We start from the raw sequence: 23,605 nt of genomic DNA, 5'->3' as shown, positions 1-23,605 counted from the left end.
AAAAAAATGAAAAACAGTATATCAGGTATTTATCCTGCCAGTAGCTTGCAACAAGGGTTTATCTATCATGCAATAAGCCAGCCAGATGACGATGCCTATCGCGTACAGCTATTGTTAGATTACCATGATGAGTTAGATGTGGATAAGTATCTACAGGCTTGGGAGTATTGTATAAGGAAGTACCCTATTTTGAGGACATCATTTAATTGGGAAGAGGAGCTAGTCCAAGTTGTATATAATCGAGGTGATTTGGAGTATGAGTTACATGACATTAGTGAGTTAAAGACACAGTTAGCTAGAGACGAAAAGATCAAGTCTATCCAATTATTAGATAGGGGGCATGGTTTTGATTTAACCAAGCCAAGTCTTTTTAGGTTACATATTATTAAGCAATCAGAGACTTTATATACGATATTAAAAACAGATCATCATAGTATTGGAGATGGTTGGAGTGGCCCTGCCCTGTTGAAAAGTTTGGATAGTTATTATGAGTCATTAATAGTAGGGGATTCGATAGACGTTAAAGAAGATGTTGCTTATTTAGAGACTCAAGAGTATATATATACGCATAAGTCTGTTGTTTCTAATTACTGGGATGGGATCTTATCAGAAGTAGAAGGTGCCAATGATATAAATGCTTTATTGAGTAATCCCATAGACCTTACAAGTTATCGAATAGTTGGTAATCCGGGTTCTAATGCAATAGAGATTAAAGGGTCAGTTTATGAGGAGTTAAAGAGTTTTAGTCAGCGAGAAGGGGTTACTATAAATGTTATTGTACAGTTTATCTGGCATAAATTATTACAAGTGTATAGTAGTTCACCTCATAGTATTGTTGGGACTACTGTATCGGGTAGGGATTTACCAATTGAAGGGATAGAAGAGAGTGTTGGTTTGTTTATCAACACATTACCTTTGGTTGTAAATTGGGATAATGACAATAGCATTCTATCACAATTGCACGACATTCAAAAACAGATCACAGGATTGAATTCGAATAGTTTTGCAGACTTATCAAAACTTCAAAAAGGAGAGGGTCGATTATTTCATAGTTTATTTGGTTTTGAGAACTACCCTATGCCCAAGGGAACATCAAGTGAAGTTTCAAAGCTTAGTATTCGTGATGCTATAGAGAAGGTGGATTATCCATTGAGTATTAAAGCTTATGAATATAGCGATGTCCTTACGATCGAGTTACAGTATGATGGTGATTATTTAACAGAAGAGAAGGCCAATAGCCATTTAGTCCGACTAGAAGATATTCTTGATCAGGTTATCAATACACCAGATCAGTTACATAGTAAGATAAGTTTATTGAATTCATCGGAGTACGATCAGGTGATTCATCAATGGAATTCTACCGATGTGGATTACCCAAGGGATAAGACGATATATGAGATGTTTGAATCTCAGGTAGAAAATGTGCCTGATAATATAGCTTTAGTTTATGAGGATAAAGAGTTAACCTATAATGAGCTAAATGAGCGTAGTAATGAGTTAGCCAGGCATATACGAAGCAGTTATAAGGAAAGAACGGGTAATGATTTAAAGCCCGATACTTTGATAGCTTTATGTTTGGATAGGAGTTTGGAGATGATCATAGGAATTTTGGGGGTCTTAAAGGCAGGCGGTGCTTATGTACCAATAGACCCAGATTATCCCCAAGATAGGATCGATTATATATTAGAGGATACAGAGGCGGCATTGGTATTGAGTCAACGCGGGGTATTTAAAGATAGATCTACTAGCTTACCAGAGGATAGAGTTGTTTATATAGATTTGATTGAAGGCTTCTACCAGAAAGAGCAACCATCTAATTTACCGAGGTATAGTCGTCCAACAGATTTAGCTTATGTAATTTATACCTCAGGAACCACAGGGAAACCTAAAGGAGTAATGGTTGAGCATAGTAGTGTTGTCAATCTAGTTTTTATGCAGAAAGAAGCGTTTAAACTAGATACAAACTTTAAAGTTTTACAATATGCATCTTTAGTTTTTGATGCCTCTGTATGGGAAATTTTTAGTGCTTTATCTTTTGGTTCAAGTCTTTTAATAGCATCTAAGAATGTAAAAGAAGACACTCAATTATTAAGTGATTATATAGAAAGACATCAAATAACCATTGCAACAATACCTCCAGCTTTATTAGGAGTAATGAAGTATAAAAAACAGTTTAATTTAAAAACATTAATTGTTGCTGGAGAAATAACATCATCAGATGTAATGAAAAAATGGAGTGTTGGAAGGACTTTAATTAATGCGTATGGCCCTACTGAAAATACAGTTTGTACTACAATCTATAATTATTTACTAGAAGATTTAAACACTAATATAGGCTCACCAATAAGCAACACTAGGGTTTACGTATTAGATAAATTCAAGCAAGTAGTTCCTATCGGAGTTATAGGCGAGTTATATATTGGGGGTGCAGGTTTGTCAAGGGGTTATTTGAACAATCCAAATTTAACAGAAGAGCGTTTTATAGAAAATCCATTTGCTACTGATGAAGATAGGGAGAAGGGGTATACGCGGTTATATAGGACAGGGGATTTAGTTAGGTGGTTATCAGATGGTAATTTAGAGTATATAGGTAGGAATGACGATCAGGTCAAGATACGAGGGTATCGCATTGAGTTGGGCGAGATAGAGTATGCTTTAAGGAGTATTGGAAGGAATCACTCAGAGTTGTGTTATAGCCAAAGGGCGCGAAACAGAAACAGGAACAATTAAGTATTTAGTAGGGTATTATGTATTAGACGTCTCAGATGTAGCTCTATCAGAGGAATCTATATTAGAGTCACTATCTTTGGCCTTACCAGATTATATGATTCCTAGTAGTTTAGTTAAGATGGATAGTTTTCCATTGACGATTAATGGAAAGTTGGATAAGAAAGGATTACCAGCTCCAGAATTTACCGTTTCAGATGATTTGTATGTAGCTCCAACGACAGAAACAGAGAAGGTTTTGTGTAGAATATGGGAGGAAGTATTAGGATTAGATCGGGTAGGAATTACGGATGATTTTTTCAGGATAGGAGGAGATTCTATATTAAGTATTCAGGTATCAAGTCGTATTCGACAAATAGGATTGAGTTGTAATGTTCGTGATATTTTTGAGAGTAGGAGCATATCAAGGCTAATTGTAAGGATAGAATCGAAGGATCTAGACGATATGGTTGAGCAAGAGCAAGGGATATTGGAAGGGGATTTTTCTTTATTACCGATTCAGCAATGGTTTTTAGAGCGTACTAATGCTAATTTATTAGTCTCTCCAAATCATTGGAATCAAAGTTTTTTAGTTCGTACACCAGAACTAGATGTGATTAAGTTGGGATCAATATTAGATGTTTTGGTTTCTCATCATGATATGCTTCGAGTCTGTTATGATTTTAAAGACGATTCATTTGAGTTAAATCAGCGTTATGAATCAGAGGTATTAATACCAGAGTTAAAGACTTTAGATGTTAGTTTATTAAGTGCAGAAGCGATTCATTTAGAACTTACTAAATGGCAAAGTGATTTTGATTTAGAATCTGGTCCTTTATTTCGGGTTGGTTATTTACATGGTTATGAAGATGGTAGTGCTCGTATTTATTTTGCTTTGCATCATATGCTTGTTGATGGTGTTAGTTGGCGTATTCTAGCGGATGATTTAAAGCGTCTATATTTAGGGGATTCCTTAGGTCAAAAAGGCAGCAGTTATCGTCAATGGGTTTCTAGAATAAGGAACTATGCTAAAGACACCCCTGAAGAGGGTTTGTATTGGGAATCTAGGTTCAAGGGTATTCCCGATTATAGTCAGTTGGTTTTGGGCACCAGTCAAAGTACATTTTATTTTGATTTAGAAGAATCTACTACTCGTATTTTATTGCAGGATATATCCACAGCTTATTATACAGAGATTAATGATTTATTGTTAACTGCTTTAGGATATGCTTTAAAAGATGTCAACGGATTAGATATCCAAGGGATAACATTAGAGGGCCATGGAAGGGAGCCAATAGATCCTGCTATAGACCATAGTCATACATTGGGTTGGTTTACAAGTATATTTCCTGTTAAATTAGAGCTCAAGGACAGCTTGAGGGGCAGTATTCAGTTTATAAAGGATACTTTACATCGTGTTCCTAATAAGGGAATAGGCTTTGGTTCGTTTGCAGTATCAGGTAATAGTACATGTGCTTTTAGTGATTTGGCACCAATCAGTTTTAATTACTTAGGTCAATTTGAAGTTGGGGAAGAGTTAAGGGACTGGGATGTTATTACTTCGGAGGATAGTGGTTCACAAGTGGATTCTCTGAATACGGACCATAATATCTTAAACATCAACGGAGGGGTTCAAAAAGGGAGGTTAGGTTTTCGAATAGATAGTAAATTAGGGACTATAGCTACGGAAGACTTTGGAAAAAACTTTAAAAGACATTTGATAAGCATTATAGATCATTGTAAGGAAAGTTTAGCTGAGTCAGGAAGTCTTTATACTTCTAGTGATTTTGAGTCAGTTGATCTTAGTCAGTCTTTATTAGATGATTTACAAGTAGCGGCAAGTAGCACTCAAAATAGTATATCAGGTATTTATCCTGCCAGTAGCTTGCAACAAGGGTTTATCTATCATGCAATAAGCCAGCCAGATGACGATGCCTATCGCGTACAGCTATTGTTAGATTACCATGATGAGTTAGATGTGGATAAGTATCTACAGGCTTGGGAGTATTGTATAAGGAAGTACCCTATTTTGAGGACATCATTTAATTGGGAAGAGGAGCTAGTCCAAGTTGTATATAATCGAGGTGATTTGGAGTATGAGTTACATGACATTAGTGAGTTAAAGACACAGTTAGCTAGAGACGAAAAGATCAAGTCTATCCAATTATTAGATAGGGGGCATGGTTTTGATTTAACCAAGCCAAGTCTTTTTAGGTTACATATTATTAAGCAATCAGAGACTTTATATACGATATTAAAAACAGATCATCATAGTATTGGAGATGGTTGGAGTGGCCCTGCCCTGTTGAAAAGTTTGGATAGTTATTATGAGTCATTAATAGTAGGGGATTCGATAGACGTTAAAGAAGATGTTGCTTATTTAGAGACTCAAGAGTATATATATACGCATAAGTCTGTTGTTTCTAATTACTGGGATGGGATCTTATCAGAAGTAGAAGGTGCCAATGATATAAATGCTTTATTGAGTAATCCCATAGACCTTACAAGTTATCGAATAGTTGGTAATCCGGGTTCTAATGCAATAGAGATTAAAGGGTCAGTTTATGAGGAGTTAAAGAGTTTTAGTCAGCGAGAAGGGGTTACTATAAATGTTATTGTACAGTTTATCTGGCATAAATTATTACAAGTGTATAGTAGTTCACCTCATAGTATTGTTGGGACTACTGTATCGGGTAGGGATTTACCAATTGAAGGGATAGAAGAGAGTGTTGGTTTGTTTATCAACACATTACCTTTGGTTGTAAATTGGGATAATGACAATAGCATTCTATCACAATTGCACGACATTCAAAAACAGATCACAGGATTGAATTCGAATAGTTTTGCAGACTTATCAAAACTTCAAAAAGGAGAAGGTCGATTATTTCATAGTTTATTTGTTTTCGAAAATTACCCTATGCCCAAGGGAACATCAAGTGAAGTTTCAAAGCTTAGTATTCGTGATGCTATAGAGAAGGTGGATTATCCATTGAGTATTAAAGCTTATGAATATAGCGATGTCCTTACGATCGAGTTACAGTATGATGGTGATTATTTAACAGAAGAGAAGGCCAATAGCCATTTAGTCCGACTAGAAGATATTCTTGATCAGGTTATCAATACACCAGATCAGTTACATAGTAAGATAAGTTTATTGAATTCATCGGAGTACGATCAGGTGATTCATCAATGGAATTCTACCGATGTGGATTACCCAAGGGATAAGACGATATATGAGATGTTTGAATCTCAGGTAGAAAATGTGCCTGATAATATAGCTTTAGTTTATGAGGATAAAGAGTTAACCTATAATGAGCTAAATGAGCGTAGTAATGAGTTAGCCAGGCATATACGAAGCAGTTATAAGGAAAGAACGGGTAATGATTTAAAGCCCGATACTTTGATAGCTTTATGTTTGGATAGGAGTTTGGAGATGATCATAGGAATTTTGGGGGTCTTAAAGGCAGGCGGTGCTTATGTACCAATAGACCAAGATTATCCCCAAGATAGGATCGATTATATATTAGAGGATACAGAGGCGGCATTGATATTGAGTCAACGCGGGGTATTTAAAGATAGATCTACTAGCTTACCAGAGGATAGAGTTGTTTATATAGATTTGATTGAAGGCTTCTACCAGAAAGAGCAACCATCTAATTTACCGAGGTATAGTCGTCCAACAGATTTAGCTTATGTAATTTATACCTCAGGAACTACAGGGAAACCTAAAGGAGTAATGGTTGAGCATGAAGGGGTAAATAATTTAGTTTTTACACGAAAAGATACATTTAAGTTAGACAAAAACTCTAGAGTTTTACAATATGCATCTTTAGTTTTTGATGCTTCTGTATGTGAAATTTTTAGTGCTTTATCTTTTGGTTCAAGTCTTTTAATAGCATCTAAGAATGTAAAAGAAGACACTCAATTATTAAGTGATTATATAGAAAGACATCAAATAACCATTGCAACAATACCTCCAGCTTTATTAGGAGTAATGAAGTATAAAAAACAGTTTAATTTAAAAACATTAATTGTTGCTGGAGAAATAACATCATCAGATGTAATGAAAAAATGGAGTGTTGGAAGGACTTTAATTAATGCGTATGGCCCTACTGAAAATACAGTTTGTACTACAATCTATAATTATTTACTAGAAGATTTAAACACTAATATAGGCTCACCAATAAGCAACACTAGGGTTTACGTATTAGATAAATTCAAGCAAGTAGTTCCTATCGGAGTTATAGGCGAGTTATATATTGGGGGTGCAGGTTTGTCAAGGGGTTATTTGAACAATCCAAATTTAACAGAAGAGCGTTTTATAGAAAATCCATTTGCTACTGATGAAGATAGGGAGAAGGGGTATACGCGGTTATATAGGACAGGGGATTTAGTTAGGTGGTTATCAGATGGTAATTTAGAGTATATAGGTAGGAATGACGATCAGGTCAAGATACGAGGGTATCGCATTGAGTTGGGCGAGATAGAGTATGCTTTAAGGAGTATTGAAGGAATCACTCAGAGTTGTGTTATAGCCAAAGGGCGCGAAACAGAAACAGGAACAATTAAGTATTTAGTAGGGTATTATGTATTAGACGTCTCAGATGTAGCTCTATCAGAGGAATCTATATTAGAGTCACTATCTTTGGCCTTACCAGATTATATGATTCCTAGTAGTTTAGTTAAGATGGATAGTTTTCCATTGACGATTAATGGAAAGTTGGATAAGAAAGGATTACCAGCTCCAGAATTTACCGTTTCAGATGATTTGTATGTAGCTCCAACGACAGAAACAGAGAAGGTTTTGTGTAGAATATGGGAGGAAGTATTAGGATTAGATCGGGTAGGAATTACGGATGATTTTTTCAGGATAGGAGGAGATTCTATATTAAGTATTCAGGTATCAAGTCGTATTCGACAAATAGGATTGAGTTGTAATGTTCGTGATATTTTTGAGAGTAGGAGCATATCAAGGCTAATTGTAAGGATAGAATCGAAGGATCTAGACGATATGGTTGAGCAAGAGCAAGGGATATTGGAAGGGGATTTTTCTTTATTACCGATTCAGCAATGGTTTTTAGAGCGTACTAATGCTAATTTATTAGTCTCTCCAAATCATTGGAATCAAAGTTTTTTAGTTCGTACACCAGAACTAGATGTGATTAAGTTGGGATCAATATTAGATGTTTTGGTTTCTCATCATGATATGCTTCGAGTCTGTTATGATTTTAAAGACGATTCATTTGAGTTAAATCAGCGTTATGAATCAGAGGTATTAATACCAGAGTTAAAGACTTTAGATGTTAGTTTATTAAGTGCAGAAGCGATTCATTTAGAACTTACTAAATGGCAAAGTGATTTTGATTTAGAATCTGGTCCTTTATTTCGGGTTGGTTATTTACATGGTTATGAAGATGGTAGTGCTCGTATTTATTTTGCTTTGCATCATATGCTTGTTGATGGTGTTAGTTGGCGTATTCTAGCGGATGATTTAAAGCGTCTATATTTAGGGGATTCCTTAGGTCAAAAAGGCAGCAGTTATCGTCAATGGGTTTCTAGAATAAGGAACTATGCTAAAGACACCCCTGAAGAGGGTTTGTATTGGGAATCTAGGTTCAAGGGTATTCCCGATTATAGTCAGTTGGTTTTGGGCACCAGTCAAAGTACATTTTATTTTGATTTAGAAGAATCTACTACTCGTATTTTATTGCAGGATATATCCACAGCTTATTATACAGAGATTAATGATTTATTGTTAACTGCTTTAGGATATGCTTTAAAAGATGTCAACGGATTAGATATCCAAGGGATAACATTAGAGGGCCATGGAAGGGAGCCAATAGATCCTGCTATAGACCATAGTCATACATTGGGTTGGTTTACAAGTATATTTCCTGTTAAATTAGAGCTCAAGGACAGCTTGAGGGGCAGTATTCAGTTTATAAAGGATACTTTACATCGTGTTCCTAATAAGGGAATAGGCTTTGGTTCGTTTGCAGTATCAGGTAATAGTACATGTGCTTTTAGTGATTTGGCACCAATCAGTTTTAATTACTTAGGTCAATTTGAAGTTGGGGAAGAGTTAAGGGACTGGGATGTTATTACTTCGGAGGATAGTGGTTCACAAGTGGATTCTCTGAATACGGACCATAATATCTTAAACATCAACGGAGGGGTTCAAAAAGGGAGGTTAGGTTTTCGAATAGATAGTAAATTAGGGACTATAGCTACGGAAGACTTTGGAAAAAACTTTAAAAGACATTTGATAAGCATTATAGATCATTGTAAGGAAAGTTTAGCTGAGTCAGGAAGTCTTTATACTTCTAGTGATTTTGAGTCAGTTGATCTTAGTCAGTCTTTATTAGATGATTTACAAGTAGCGGCAAGTAGCACTCAAAATAGTATATCAGGTATTTATCCTGCCAGTAGCTTGCAACAAGGGTTTATCTATCATGCAATAAGCCAGCCAGATGACGATGCCTATCGCGTACAGCTATTGTTAGATTACCATGATGAGTTAGATGTGGATAAGTATCTACAGGCTTGGGAGTATTGTATAAGGAAGTACCCTATTTTGAGGACATCATTTAATTGGGAAGAGGAGCTAGTCCAAGTTGTATATAATCGAGGTGATTTGGAGTATGAGTTACATGACATTAGTGAGTTAAAGACACAGTTAGCTAGAGACGAAAAGATCAAGTCTATCCAATTATTAGATAGGGGGCATGGTTTTGATTTAACCAAGCCAAGTCTTTTTAGGTTACATATTATTAAGCAATCAGAGACTTTATATACGATATTAAAAACAGATCATCATAGTATTGGAGATGGTTGGAGTGGCCCTGCCCTGTTGAAAAGTTTGGATAGTTATTATGAGTCATTAATAGTAGGGGATTCGATAGACGTTAAAGAAGATGTTGCTTATTTAGAGACTCAAGAGTATATATATACGCATAAGTCTGTTGTTTCTAATTACTGGGATGGGATCTTATCAGAAGTAGAAGGTGCCAATGATATAAATGCTTTATTGAGTAATCCCATAGACCTTACAAGTTATCGAATAGTTGGTAATCCGGGTTCTAATGCAATAGAGATTAAAGGGTCAGTTTATGAGGAGTTAAAGAGTTTTAGTCAGCGAGAAGGGGTTACTATAAATGTTATTGTACAGTTTATCTGGCATAAATTATTACAAGTGTATAGTAGTTCACCTCATAGTATTGTTGGGACTACTGTATCGGGTAGGGATTTACCAATTGAAGGGATAGAAGAGAGTGTTGGTTTGTTTATCAACACATTACCTTTGGTTGTAAATTGGGATAATGACAATAGCATTCTATCACAATTGCACGACATTCAAAAACAGATCACAGGATTGAATTCGAATAGTTTTGCAGACTTATCAAAACTTCAAAAAGGAGAAGGTCGATTATTTCATAGTTTATTTATTTTCCAAAATTACCCTATGCCCAAGGGAACATCAAGTGAAGTTTCAAAGCTTAGTACGCGTGGGGCTATTCAGAAATCAGATTATCCATTGAATATTACGGTTTATGAATATAGCGATGTCCTTACGATCGAGTTACAGTATGATGGTGATTATTTAACAGAAGAGAAGGCCAATAGCCATTTAGTCCGACTAGAAGATATTCTTGATCAGGTTATCAATACACCAGATCAGTTACATAGTAAGATAAGTTTATTGAATTCATCGGAGTACGATCAGGTGATTCATCAATGGAATTCTACCGATGTGGATTACCCAAGGGATAAGACGATATATGAGATGTTTGAATCTCAGGTAGAAAATGTGCCTGATAATATAGCTTTAGTTTATGAGGATAAAGAGTTAACCTATAATGAGCTAAATGAGCGTAGTAATGAGTTAGCCAGGCATATACGAAGCAGTTATAAGGAAAGAACGGGTAATGATTTAAAGCCCGATACTTTGATAGCTTTATGTTTGGATAGGAGTTTGGAGATGATCATAGGAATTTTGGGGGTCTTAAAGGCAGGCGGTGCTTATGTACCAATAGACCCAGATTATCCCCAAGATAGGATCGATTATATATTAGAGGATACAGAGGCGGCATTGGTATTGAGTCAACGCGGGGTATTTAAAGATAGATCTACTAGCTTACCAGAGGGTAGAGTTGTTTATATAGATTTATCAGCTCCTTTTTACAAGGATGAGGATAGTTCAAACTTGACAAGGTATAGTACTTCAACAGATTTAATTTATGTAATTTATACCTCAGGAACCACAGGAAAACCTAAAGGAGTAATGGTTGAGAATAAAGGGGTGAATAACTTGATAAATTTTCATAACAAACAATATGCTCAATTGTCTGTTAATCCTCAAGTTGCATTAGTATCAAATTATAATTTTGATTTTTCAGTTCAACAAATATTTAATACGATTTTATTTGGTCATACTTTACATGTTTTATCAAAGGACCGGATATTAAACCCTTCACTATTTAATGATTATTTAATAGCGAATGAAATAGAGGTGTTTGAAATGACTCCTACTTTATTTTCACATCTAATATTACCTTTTAATAATTACGAAAATTCAAAATTAAAATTTATAAATATTGGAGGAGAAAATCTCTCTCCTAGTATTATATCTAATTTCTTAGATAAGAATATTTCCAAAGATATTTCAATTATAAATACGTACGGACCTACTGAATTTACCGTAGATGCAACTTTGTATAAGATTGATTTTAATAAGGATTCGTTAATCGATAATGAATCTGTTTCTATAGGCTCACCAATAAGCAACACTAGGGTTTACGTATTAGACAAATTCAAGCAAGTAGTTCCTATCGGAGTTATAGGCGAGTTATATATTGGGGGTGCAGGTTTGTCAAGGGGTTATTTGAACAATCCAAATTTAACAGAAGAGCGTTTTATAGAAAATCCATTTGCTACTGATGAAGATAGGGAGAAGGGGTATACGCGGTTATATAGGACAGGGGATTTAGTTAGGTGGTTATCAGATGGTAATTTAGAGTATATAGGTAGGAATGACGATCAGGTCAAGATACGAGGGTATCGCATTGAGTTGGGCGAGATAGAGTATGCTTTAAGGAGTATTGAAGGGATAACTCGGAGTTGTGTTTTAGTGAAAGAAAGTGTGAAAGATTCAAATACTAGTAAGCATTTAATAGGGTATTATATTTTAGAAGAACCAGATATCGAACTATCAGAAGAATTTATTATAGAAGAACTATCGAAAGCTTTGCCTGAATATATGGTTCCTAGCAGTCTAATCAAAATGGATAATTTTCCATTAACAATTAATGGGAAGTTGGATAAGAAAGCATTATCAGATGTTGAGTTTGGATCACTTAATGATTTGTATGTAGCTCCAACGACAGAAACAGAGAAGGCTTTGTGTAGAATATGGGAGGAAGTATTAGGATTGGAGCGGGTAGGAATTACGGATGATTTTTTCAAAATAGGTGGTGATTCTATATTGTGTATTACCCTGTCTCATAGGATGAGTGAGTTTTCGCATAAAGATATTCAAGTATCAGATATTTTTGAATATGTTACTATATCTGAGTTAATAGAAAATTTCTTAATCACTCGAGTTGATAATAATAATATTATAAAGGAATTTTAGCATTTTAACCTCTTTAGCTAAGATTAATTTTTAATTATAGAAGTTAACAGACTTACAAATTTAATAGTATTAAAATGAATAACGACATATATGTTTTTTTTGAAAAATTAAAATTTGATAACGGAGCGATCTGGTTAGAAAAAGAAAAGATAAAATTTTCAGCTCCTTTAAATTTTCAAAGTGAAGAAGTAGATAATTTCATTATAGGGAATAAGGATGAGATAATTACAATTCTCAAGGATAATTATATTTTTTCGGAAGAAAAATTCCAAAAGACATTAATTTTTAGAGATAAAATTTCAACTAATTATCCTCTTAGCTATGCACAGGAGCGTTTATGGTTTGTAGAACACTATGAAGGAGGCACTAATGCTTATCATATACCATCTATATTTGAGGTTGGAGATGAAGCAGATTTAGGCGGTATAAAGTATTGTTTACAACAAGTTATAAATAGGCATGAGGTTTTGCGTAGTACGCTTATTCAGGATGAGAATAATGAGGGTATTCAAAAGGTTTGTGATTATCCTTTAGCAATAGAAGAAGTAAGTTTGGGATTAGATTCAGACTATGAGCGATTAATAAAGGATGATATAAATAGTCCTTTTAATTTAAGTAAAGAATATCCAATAAAGGTTAAATTATACAAGGTAGCTTCATTAGGAAAAACACTTTTATTAATTAATGTTCATCATATAGCTGGAGACGGTTGGTCTTTGGAGATTTTCCAACGTGATTTTTCAGCATATTATGTAGCTTATTTGAGTGAGGATTTAGGCTTTAGATTACCAGATTTAGAGATACAATATAAGGATTATGCTGTATGGCAACGCGAGTATTTAACGGGGTCAGTATTAGAAGAACAATTAAGTTATTGGAAGGATAAATTATCAGGTTATCAGCCTTTGAATTTTCCAACAGATTATGCAAGACCAACAACAATAGATTATAAGGGGTCGTCAGAAGAGTTTACGTTGAGCAAGGGTTTGAGTGGCAAGCTTCGTCGTTTAGCGAAGTTACGTGGTGTTACGATGAATAGTGTATTGTTGAGTAGTATCAATATACTATTGGGTAAATATACAGGTCAAGAAGATATAGTTACAGGTAGTGTTACAGCGAATAGGCATCATAGACAAACTAGAGATTTGATTGGTTTTTTTGTTAATACACAAGTGAATCGTACACGTTTAACTGACTCACAGAGTTTTGAATCTTTGATAGATTTTGTACACAAGGATCAGGTAGGAGCACAATTGCATCAAGATTTACCATTTGAGAGTTTGATAGATGAATTGGATGTAGTTCGAGATTCTTCACGACATCCTATTTTTCAGGTGATGTTTGGAGTACAGAGTTTTGGAGGAGAATTTCAAGTTTCAGGGTCATCAAATAATTTTTTGAAGCCTTATGATTTATCAGATTCTTATAGTGTAGAGAAATTTGATTTATCAATTTTTATAGATGACGGAGGAGAAGAGTTTGTAGGTCAGATTAGTTATGCTACGAGTTTGTTTAAACAAGAAACCATAGTTAGGCTAATAGAGCATTATATTCATTTATTAGATCAGTTAGTATCTTGTCCAGAGGAATCTTATGCGACCATAAGTTTGTTAGGAGAAAAAGAATACCAGCAACTTGTTCATCAATGGAATTCTACCGATGTGGATTACCCAAGGGATAAGACGATATATGAGATGTTTGAATCTCAGGTAGAAAATGTGCCTGATAATATAGCTTTAGTTTATGAGGATAAAGAGTTAACCTATAATGAGCTAAATGAGCGTAGTAATGAGTTAGCCAGGCATATACGAAGCAGTTATAAGGAAAGAACGGGTAATGATTTAAAGCCCGATACTTTGATAGCTTTTATGTTTGGATAGGAGTTTGGAGATGATCATAGGAATTTTGGGGGTCTTAAAGGCAGGCGGTGCTTATGTACCAATAGACCCAGATTATCCCCAAGATAGGATCGATTATATATTAGAGGATACAGAGGCGGCATTGGTATTGAGTCAACGCGGGGTATTTAAAGATAGATCTACTAGCTTACCAGAGGATAGAGTTGTTTATATAGATTTATCAGCTCCTTTTTACAAGGATGAGGATAGTTCAAACTTGACAAGGTATAGTACTTCAACAGATTTAGCTTATGTAATTTATACCTCAGGAACCACAGGGAAACCTAAAGGAGTAATGCAACTTCATTCCAATGTTATGAGGCTGTTCACTAGTTCTGAAAATCAATTTAAATTTAATTCTCAAGATACATGGACATTATTCCATTCCTATGTATTTGATTTTAGTGTATGGGAGTTATGGGGAGCTTTAATTTATGCAGGAAAATTGATAGTACCTTCAAAAATGCAAGTCAAAGATATGGAGAGCTTTTTTTACTTGTGTAAGGAATATCAAGTAAGTGTTCTAAATCAGACACCGTCTGCGTTTTACAGATTTTTAGAGATCGCTTCAAATCAATTAGCATTTAATTTAAGGTATATAATTTTTGGAGGAGAAGCTTTGGATGTAAAACAGCTAGAACTTTGGTGGGGTTATCATGAAGAAAACAATATGACTACGAAATTAATAAATATGTACGGTATAACAGAAACTACAGTGCATGTAACGTACAAAGAATTAAGAAAGAGTAGTATTACTACAGTACAGTCGAATATAGGGAAACCACTAGCAGATTTAAAAGCATACGTATTAGATAAATTCAAGCAAGTAGTTCCTATCGGAGTTATAGGCGAGTTATATATTGGGGGTGCAGGTTTGTCAAGGGGTTATTTGAACAATCCAAATTTAACAGAAGAGCGTTTTATAGAAAATCCATTTGCTACTGATGAAGATAGGGAGAAGGGGTATACGCGGTTATATAGGACAGGGGATTTAGTTAGGTGGTTATCAGATGGTAATTTAGAGTATATAGGTAGGAATGACGATCAGGTCAAGATACGAGGGTATCGCATTGAGTTGGGCGAGATAGAGTATGCTTTAAGGAGTATTGAAGGAATCACTCAGAGTTGTGTTATAGCCAAAGGGCGCGAAACAGAAACAGGAACAATTAAGTATTTAGTAGGGTATTATGTATTAGACGTCTCAGATGTAGCTCTATCAGAGGAATCTATATTAGAGTCACTATCTTTGGCCTTACCAGATTATATGATTCCTAGTAGTTTAGTTAAGATGGATAGTTTTCCATTGACGATTAATGGAAAGTTGGATAAGAAAGGATTACCAGCTCCAGAATTTACCGTTTCAGATGATTTGTATGTAGCTCCAACGACAGAAACAGAGAAGGTTTTGTGTAGAATATGGGAGGAAGTATTAGGATTAGATCGGGTAGGAATTACGGATGATTTTTTCAGGATAGGAGGAGATTCTATATTAAGTATTCAGGTATCAAGTCGTATTCGACAAATAGGATTGAGTTGTAATGTTCGTGATATTTTTGAGAGTAGGAGCATATCAAGGCTAATTGTAAGGATAGAATCGAAGGATCTAGACGATATGGTTGAGCAAGAGCAAGGGATATTGGAAGGGGATTTTTCTTTATTACCGATTCAGCAATGGTTTTTAGAGCGTACTAATGCTAATTTATTAGTCTCTCCAAATCATTGGAATCAAAGTTTTTTAGTTCGTACACCAGAACTAGATGTGATTAAGTTGGGATCAATATTAGATGTTTTGGTTTCTCATCATGATATGCTTCGAGTCTGTTATGATTTTAAAGACGATTCATTTGAGTTAAATCAGCGTTATGAATCAGAGGTATTAATACCAGAGTTAAAGACTTTAGATGTTAGTTTATTAAGTGCAGAAGCGATTCATTTAGAACTTACTAAATGGCAAAGTGATTTTGATTTAGAATCTGGTCCTTTATTTCGGGTTGGTTATTTACATGGTTATGAAGATGGTAGTGCTCGTATTTATTTTGCTTTGCATCATATGCTTGTTGATGGTGTTAGTTGGCGTATTCTAGCGGATGATTTAAAGCGTCTATATTTAGGGGATTCCTTAGGTCAAAAAGGCAGCAGTTATCGTCAATGGGTTTCTAGAATAAGGAACTATGCTAAAGACACCCCTGAAGAGGGTTTGTATTGGGAATCTAGGTTCAAGGGTATTCCCGATTATAGTCAGTTGGTTTTGGGCACCAGTCAAAGTACATTTTATTTTGATTTAGAAGAATCTACTACTCGTATTTTATTGCAGGATATATCCACAGCTTATTATACAGAGATTAATGATTTATTGTTAACTGCTTTAGGATATGCTTTAAAAGATGTCAACGGATTAGATATCCAAGGGATAACATTAGAGGGCCATGGAAGGGAGCCAATAGATCCTGCTATAGACCATAGTCATACATTGGGTTGGTTTACAAGTATATTTCCTGTTAAATTAGAGCTCAAGGACAGCTTGAGGGGCAGTATTCAGTTTATAAAGGATACTTTACATCGTGTTCCTAATAAGGGAATAGGCTTTGGTTCGTTTGCAGTATCAGGTAATAGTACATGTGCTTTTAGTGATTTGGCACCAATCAGTTTTAATTACTTAGGTCAATTTGAAGTTGGGGAAGAGTTAAGGGACTGGGATGTTATTACTTCGGAGGATAGTGGTTCACAAGTGGATTCTCTGAATACGGACCATAATATCTTAAACATCAACGGAGGGGTTCAAAAAGGGAGGTTAGGTTTTCGAATAGATAGTAAATTAGGGACTATAGCTACGGAAGACTTTGGAAAAAACTTTAAAAGACATTTGATAAGCATTATAGATCATTGTAAGGAAAGTTTAGCTGAGTCAGGAAGTCTTTATACTTCTAGTGATTTTGAGTCAGTTGATCTTAGTCAGTCTTTATTAGATGATTTACAAGTAGCGGCAAGTAGCACTCAAAATAGTATATCAGGTATTTATCCTGCCAGTAGCTTGCAACAAGGGTTTATCTATCATGCAATAAGCCAGCCAGATGACGATGCCTATCGCGTACAGCTATTGTTAGATTACCATGATGAGTTAGATGTGGATAAGTATCTACAGGCTTGGGAGTATTGTATAAGGAAGTACCCTATTTTGAGGACATCATTTAATTGGGAAGAGGAGCTAGTCCAAGTTGTATATAATCGAGGTGATTTGGAGTATGAGTTACATGACATTAGTGAGTTAAAGACACAGTTAGCTAGAGACGAAAAGATCAAGTCTATCCAATTATTAGATAGGGGGCATGGTTTTGATTTAACCAAGCCAAGTCTTTTTAGGTTACATATTATTAAGCAATCAGAGACTTTATATACGATATTAAAAACAGATCATCATAGTATTGGAGATGGTTGGAGTGGCCCTGCCCTGTTGAAAAGTTTGGATAGTTATTATGAGTCATTAATAGTAGGGGATTCGATAGACGTTAAAGAAGATGTTGCTTATTTAGAGACTCAAGAGTATATATATACGCATAAGTCTGTTGTTTCTAATTACTGGGATGGGATCTTATCAGAAGTAGAAGGTGCCAATGATATAAATGCTTTATTGAGTAATCCCATAGACCTTACAAGTTATCGAATAGTTGGTAATCCGGGTTCTAATGCAATAGAGATTAAAGGGTCAGTTTATGAGGAGTTAAAGAGTTTTAGTCAGCGAGAAGGGGTTACTATAAATGTTATTGTACAGTTTATCTGGCATAAATTATTACAAGTGTATAGTAGTTCACCTCATAGTATTGTTGGGACTACTGTATCGGGTAGGGATTTACCAATTGAAGGGATAGAAGAGAGTGTTGGTTTGTTTATCAACACATTACCTTTGGTTGTAAATTGGGATAATGACAATAGCATTCTATCACAATTGCACGACATTCAAAAACAGATCACAGGATTGAATTCGAATAGTTTTGCAGACTTATCAAAACTTCAAAAAGGAGAAGGTCGATTATTTCATAGTTTATTTATTTTCCAAAATTACCCTATGCCCAAGGGAACATCAAGTGAAGTTTCAAAGCTTAGTACGCGTGGGGCTATTCAGAAATCAGATTATCCATTGAATATTACGGTTTATGAATATAGCGATGTCCTTACGATCGAGTTACAGTATGATGGTGATTATTTAACAGAAGAGAAGGCCAATAGCCATTTAGTCCGACTAGAAGATATTCTTGATCAGGTTATCAATACACCAGATCAGTTACATAGTAAGATAAGTTTATTGAATTCATCGGAGTACGATCAGGTGATTCATCAATGGAATTCTACCGATGTGGATTACCCAAGGGATAAGACGATATATGAGATGTTTGAATCTCAGGTAGAAAATGTGCCTGATAATATAGCTTTAGTTTATGAGGATAAAGAGTTAACCTATAATGAGCTAAATGAGCGTAGTAATGAGTTAGCCAGGCATATACGAAGCAGTTATAAGGAAAGAACGGGTAATGATTTAAAGCCCGATACTTTGATAGCTTTATGTTTGGATAGGAGTTTGGAGATGATCATAGGAATTTTGGGGGTCTTAAAGGCAGGCGGTGCTTATGTACCAATAGACCCAGATTATCCCCAAGATAGGATCGATTATATATTAGAGGATACAGAGGCGGCATTGGTATTGAGTCAACGCGGGGTATTTAAAGATAGATCTACTAGCTTACCAGAGGATAGAGTTGTTTATATAGATTTGATTGAAGGCTTCTACCAGAAAGAGCAACCATCTAATTTACCGAGGTATAGTCGTCCAACAGATTTAGCTTATGTAATTTATACCTCAGGAACCACAGGGAAACCTAAAGGAGTAATGGTTGAGCAAAACTCAGTCATTAACTATGTAAATAATGTAAAAGAAGTTTTTTTGGATGATATTACTAATATTGATTTTTCTACTAATTTATTTTTTGATTTAACAGTTACAACAACGATATGTTCACTTTTATTGTCTAAGAAAATATTTATTTATTCAGGTGAACTAAAGGATACAGATAGATATATAAAGCACTTAGTTAGAAATAATATAGATTTCATTAAGAGTACACCATCATCATTATTTAGTTTGTCATCAGGTGATTTCTTTAATTATAAAATAGCACAAGCATTTATTGGTGGAGAAAAATTAGAAAGTTTCCAATTAGCTCATATCTTAAGTTATATAGATAACATCGTTGATGAGTATGGTCCAACAGAGGCAACAGTTGGAACATCATATATAAATAAACATGCAATTGACACCAAAGGGATAGGGAAACCATATTTTAATTGTAAGGTTTACGTATTAGATAAATTCAAGCAAGTAGTTCCTATCGGAGTTATAGGCGAGTTATATATTGGGGGTGCAGGTTTGTCAAGGGGTTATTTGAACAATCCAAATTTAACAGAAGAGCGTTTTATAGAAAATCCATTTGCTACTGATGAAGATAGGGAGAAGGGGTATACGCGGTTATATAGGACAGGGGATTTAGTTAGGTGGTTATCAGATGGTAATTTAGAGTATATAGGTAGGAATGATGATCAGGTCAAGATACGAGGGTATCGAATAGAATTAGGGGAAATAGAACATACATTAGCTAGTATTGAAGGAATCACTCAGAGTTGTGTTATAGCCAAAGGGCGCGAAACAGAAACAGGAACAATTAAGTATTTAGTAGGGTATTATGTATTAGACGTCTCAGATGTAGCTCTATCAGAGGAATCTATATTAGAGTCACTATCTTTGGCCTTACCAGATTATATGATTCCTAGTAGTTTAGTTAAGATGGATAGTTTTCCATTGACGATTAATGGAAAGTTGAATAAGAAAGGATTACCAGCTCCAGAATTTACCGTTTCAGATGATTTGTATGTAGCTCCAACGACAGAAACAGAGAAGGCTTTGTGTAGAATATGGGAGGAAGTATTAGGATTGGAGCGGGTAGGAATTACGGATGATTTTTTCAGGATAGGAGGAGATTCTATATTAGGCGTCATTTTATCTCATAAGATGAGTGAGTTTTTAGATAAAGATATTCAAGTAGCAGATATATTTGAATATCAAACTATTTCAGAGTTGTTACTTCAAAATATTGAAATTGCTCAGATAATAATTCCTAAAATAGATTCTAATAGTACCATTCTGTCTTTTTCACAGGAGCGTTTATGGTTTGTAGAACACTATGAAGGAGGCACTAATGCTTATCATATACCATCTATATTTGAGGTTGGAGATGAAGCAGATTTAGGCGGTATAAAGTATTGTTTACAACAAGTTATAAATAGGCATGAGGTTTTGCGTAGTACGCTTATTCAGGATGAGAATAATGAGGGTATTCAAAAGGTTTGTGATTATCCTTTAGCAATAGAAGAAGTAAGTTTGGGATTAGATTCAGACTATGAGCGATTAATAAAGGATGATATAAATAGTCCTTTTAATTTAAGTAAAGAATATCCAATAAAGGTTAAATTATACAAGGTAGCTTCATTAGGAAAAACACTTTTATTAATTAATGTTCATCATATAGCTGGAGACGGTTGGTCTTTGGAGATTTTCCAACGTGATTTTTCAGCATATTATGTAGCTTATTTGAGTGAGGATTTAGGCTTTAGATTACCAGATTTAGAGATACAATATAAGGATTATGCTGTATGGCAACGCGAGTATTTAACGGGGTCAGTATTAGAAGAACAATTAAGTTATTGGAAGGATAAATTATCAGGTTATCAGCCTTTGAATTTTCCAACAGATTATGCAAGACCAACAACAATAGATTATAAGGGGTCGTCAGAAGAGTTTACGTTGAGCAAGGGTTTGAGTGGCAAGCTTCGTCGTTTAGCGAAGTTACGTGGTGTTACGATGAATAGTGTATTGTTGAGTAGTATCAATATACTATTGGGTAAATATACAGGTCAAGAAGATATAGTTACAGGTAGTGTTACAGCGAATAGGCATCATAGACAAACTAGAGATTTGATTGGTTTTTTTGTTAATACACAAGTGAATCGTACACGTTTAACTGACTCACAGAGTTTTGAATCTTTGATAGATTTTGTACACAAGGATCAGGTAGGAGCACAATTGCATCAAGATTTACCATTTGAGAGTTTGATAGATGAATTGGATGTAGTTCGAGATTCTTCACGACATCCTATTTTTCAGGTGATGTTTGGAGTACAGAGTTTTGGAGGAGAATTTCAAGTTTCAGGGTCATCAAATAATTTTTTGAAGCCTTATGATTTATCAGATTCTTATAGTGTAGAGAAATTTGATTTATCAATTTTTATAGATGACGGAGGAGAAGAGTTTGTAGGTCAGATTAGTTATGCTACGAGTTTGTTTAAACAAGAAACCATAGTTAGGCTAATAGAGCATTATATTCATTTATTAGATCAGTTAGTATCTTGTCCAGAGGAATCTTATGCGACCATAAGTTTGTTAGGAGAAAAAGAATACCAGCAACTTGTTCATCAATGGAATTCTACCGATGTGGATTACCCAAGGGATAAGACGATATATGAGATGTTTGAATCTCAGGTAGAAAATGTGCCTGATAATATAGCTTTAGTTTATGAGGATAAAGAGTTAACCTATAATGAGCTAAATGAGCGTAGTAATGAGTTAGCCAGGCATATACGAAGCAGTTATAAGGAAAGAACGGGTAATGATTTAAAGCCCGATACTTTGATAGCTTTATGTTTGGATAGGAGTTTGGAGATGATCATAGGAATTTTGGGGGTCTTAAAGGCAGGCGGTGCTTATGTACCAATAGACCCAGATTATCCCCAAGATAGGATCGATTATATATTAGAGGATACAGAGGCGGCATTGGTATTGAGTCAACGCGGGGGATTTAAAGATAGATCTACTAGCTTACCAGAGGATAGAGTTGTTTATATAGATTTATCAGCTCCTTTTTACAAGGATGAGGATAGTTCAAACTTGACAAGGTATAGTACTTCAACAGATTTAGCTTATGTAATTTATACCTCAGGAACCACAGGGAAACCTAAAGGAGTAATGGTTGAGCATGAAGGGGTAAATAATTTATGTCTTAGTTTGATAGAGAAATTTAATTTAGATAAAGATACTATTTCATCACAGCTTATTTCTTTTTCTTTTGACGCTTCTGTTTCAGAGATTTACCCTGTACTATTATCTGGAGGTAGAATAAAGCTTATGTCAGAAAATATTGAACAAATTAATAGTTTTATAAAATCTGATAGTATTACTCATTTATCAATACCAGCAATGCTACTTGAACAATCGGAATATTTAAAACTTAATCAGTTAAAAAGTATTCATGTGGGAGGAGGAATAGCTTCTTTAACTTCCTTTAAAAAGTGGAGTAAAGGAATAAATTTATTTAATGCTTATGGTCCTGCAGAGAGTACTGTCCTTTCTACGATGAATTTATTTCGTAATGGTGATTCAAACACGAATATAGGAAAACCGATAGAAAATACTCGGATTTACGTATTAGATAAATTCAAGCAAGTAGTTCCTATCGGAGTTATAGGCGAGTTATATATTGGGGGTGCAGGTTTGTCTAGGGGTTATTTGAACAATCCAAATTTAACAGAAGAGCGTTTTATAGAAAATCCATTTGCTACTGATGAAGATAGAGAGAAGGGGTATACGCGGTTATATAGGACAGGGGATTTAGTTAGGTGGTTATCAGATGGTAATTTGGAGTATATAGGTAGGAATGACGATCAGGTCAAGATTCGAGGGTATCGCATTGAGTTGGGCGAGATAGAGTATGCTTTAAGGAGTATTGAAGGAATCACTCAGAGTTGTGTTTTAGTCAAAGCGCGCGAAACAAATACAGGGGTAGTTAAGTATTTAGTGGGATATTATATTTTAGACGAAGTAGATAATTATATTTCTGAGGAATCTATCTTGGGTGAATTGTCGAAAATATTACCAAACTATATGATGCCTAAGAGTCTTATAGGGTTGAATAGTTTTCCATTAACCATAAATGGGAAGTTAGATAAAAAGGCCCTACCGGATGTTGACTTTAGTTCATCAGATGCTTTATATGTAGCTCCTGAGACAGAAACAGAGATTGCTTTATGTAGTATTTGGGAGGAAGTATTAGGATTAGATCGGGTAGGAATTACGGATGACTTTTTCCGAATAGGAGGTAATTCTATTTTGAGTATTAAATTATCGTACCGAATGAGTGAGTTTTTGTATAAGGACATTAAAATTTCAGATATTTTTAAATATAAAAGTATTAAAGCTTTATTAAAAGAAATTATAATTACTGAAGCCGTAGAAGGAGATATATGGGAATTTTGAATATAAAATTCAAAA

4 protein-coding genes are annotated in these 23,605 nt (G+C 34.9%); all 4 read left to right on the top strand.

Annotated features, from left to right (window positions below):
- The first annotated feature begins 6 nt into the window (after positions 1-6).
- The 4 genes from DDD_RS00760 to DDD_RS00745 all read left to right on the top strand — a co-directional run bounded on the left by DDD_RS00760 (position 7) and on the right by DDD_RS00745 (position 23,590).
- Positions 7-2,730, top strand: a complete 2,724-nt coding sequence (locus DDD_RS00760; protein WP_015360784.1) for a non-ribosomal peptide synthetase — start codon at positions 7-9, stop codon at positions 2,728-2,730.
- Positions 2,666-12,337 (top strand): non-ribosomal peptide synthetase, encoded by a 9,672-nt coding sequence (locus tag DDD_RS00755; protein WP_041566817.1) that lies wholly within the window; start codon positions 2,666-2,668, stop codon positions 12,335-12,337. The genes DDD_RS00760 and DDD_RS00755 overlap by 65 nt, the downstream gene beginning before the upstream one ends.
- 74 nt (positions 12,338-12,411) lie before the next feature.
- Positions 12,412-14,217: a condensation domain-containing protein gene (locus DDD_RS00750; RefSeq protein ID WP_015360782.1), complete on the top strand. Its 1,806-nt coding sequence runs from the start codon at positions 12,412-12,414 to the stop codon at positions 14,215-14,217.
- A 10-nt stretch (positions 14,218-14,227) separates the two neighbouring features.
- Positions 14,228-23,590: a non-ribosomal peptide synthetase gene (locus DDD_RS00745; RefSeq protein WP_015360781.1), complete on the top strand. Its 9,363-nt coding sequence runs from the start codon at positions 14,228-14,230 to the stop codon at positions 23,588-23,590.
- Positions 23,591-23,605 lie beyond the last annotated feature (15 nt).

Origin of the sequence: Nonlabens dokdonensis DSW-6, from assembly GCF_000332115.1 — a bacterium.
GTDB classification, from domain to species: Bacteria; Bacteroidota; Bacteroidia; order Flavobacteriales; family Flavobacteriaceae; genus Nonlabens; species Nonlabens dokdonensis.
This window is presented reverse-complemented; position numbering and strand designations above follow the sequence as displayed.

What these genes read in the sequence shown, in the direction of transcription:
- DDD_RS00760 (WP_015360784.1), top strand. Translation starts at nt 7, where the DNA reads ATGAAAAACAGTATATCAGGTATTTATCCTGCCAGTAGCTTGCAACAA.
- DDD_RS00750 (WP_015360782.1), top strand. Translation starts at nt 12,412, where the DNA reads ATGAATAACGACATATATGTTTTTTTTGAAAAATTAAAATTTGATAAC.
- DDD_RS00745 (WP_015360781.1), top strand. Translation starts at nt 14,228, where the DNA reads ATGATCATAGGAATTTTGGGGGTCTTAAAGGCAGGCGGTGCTTATGTA.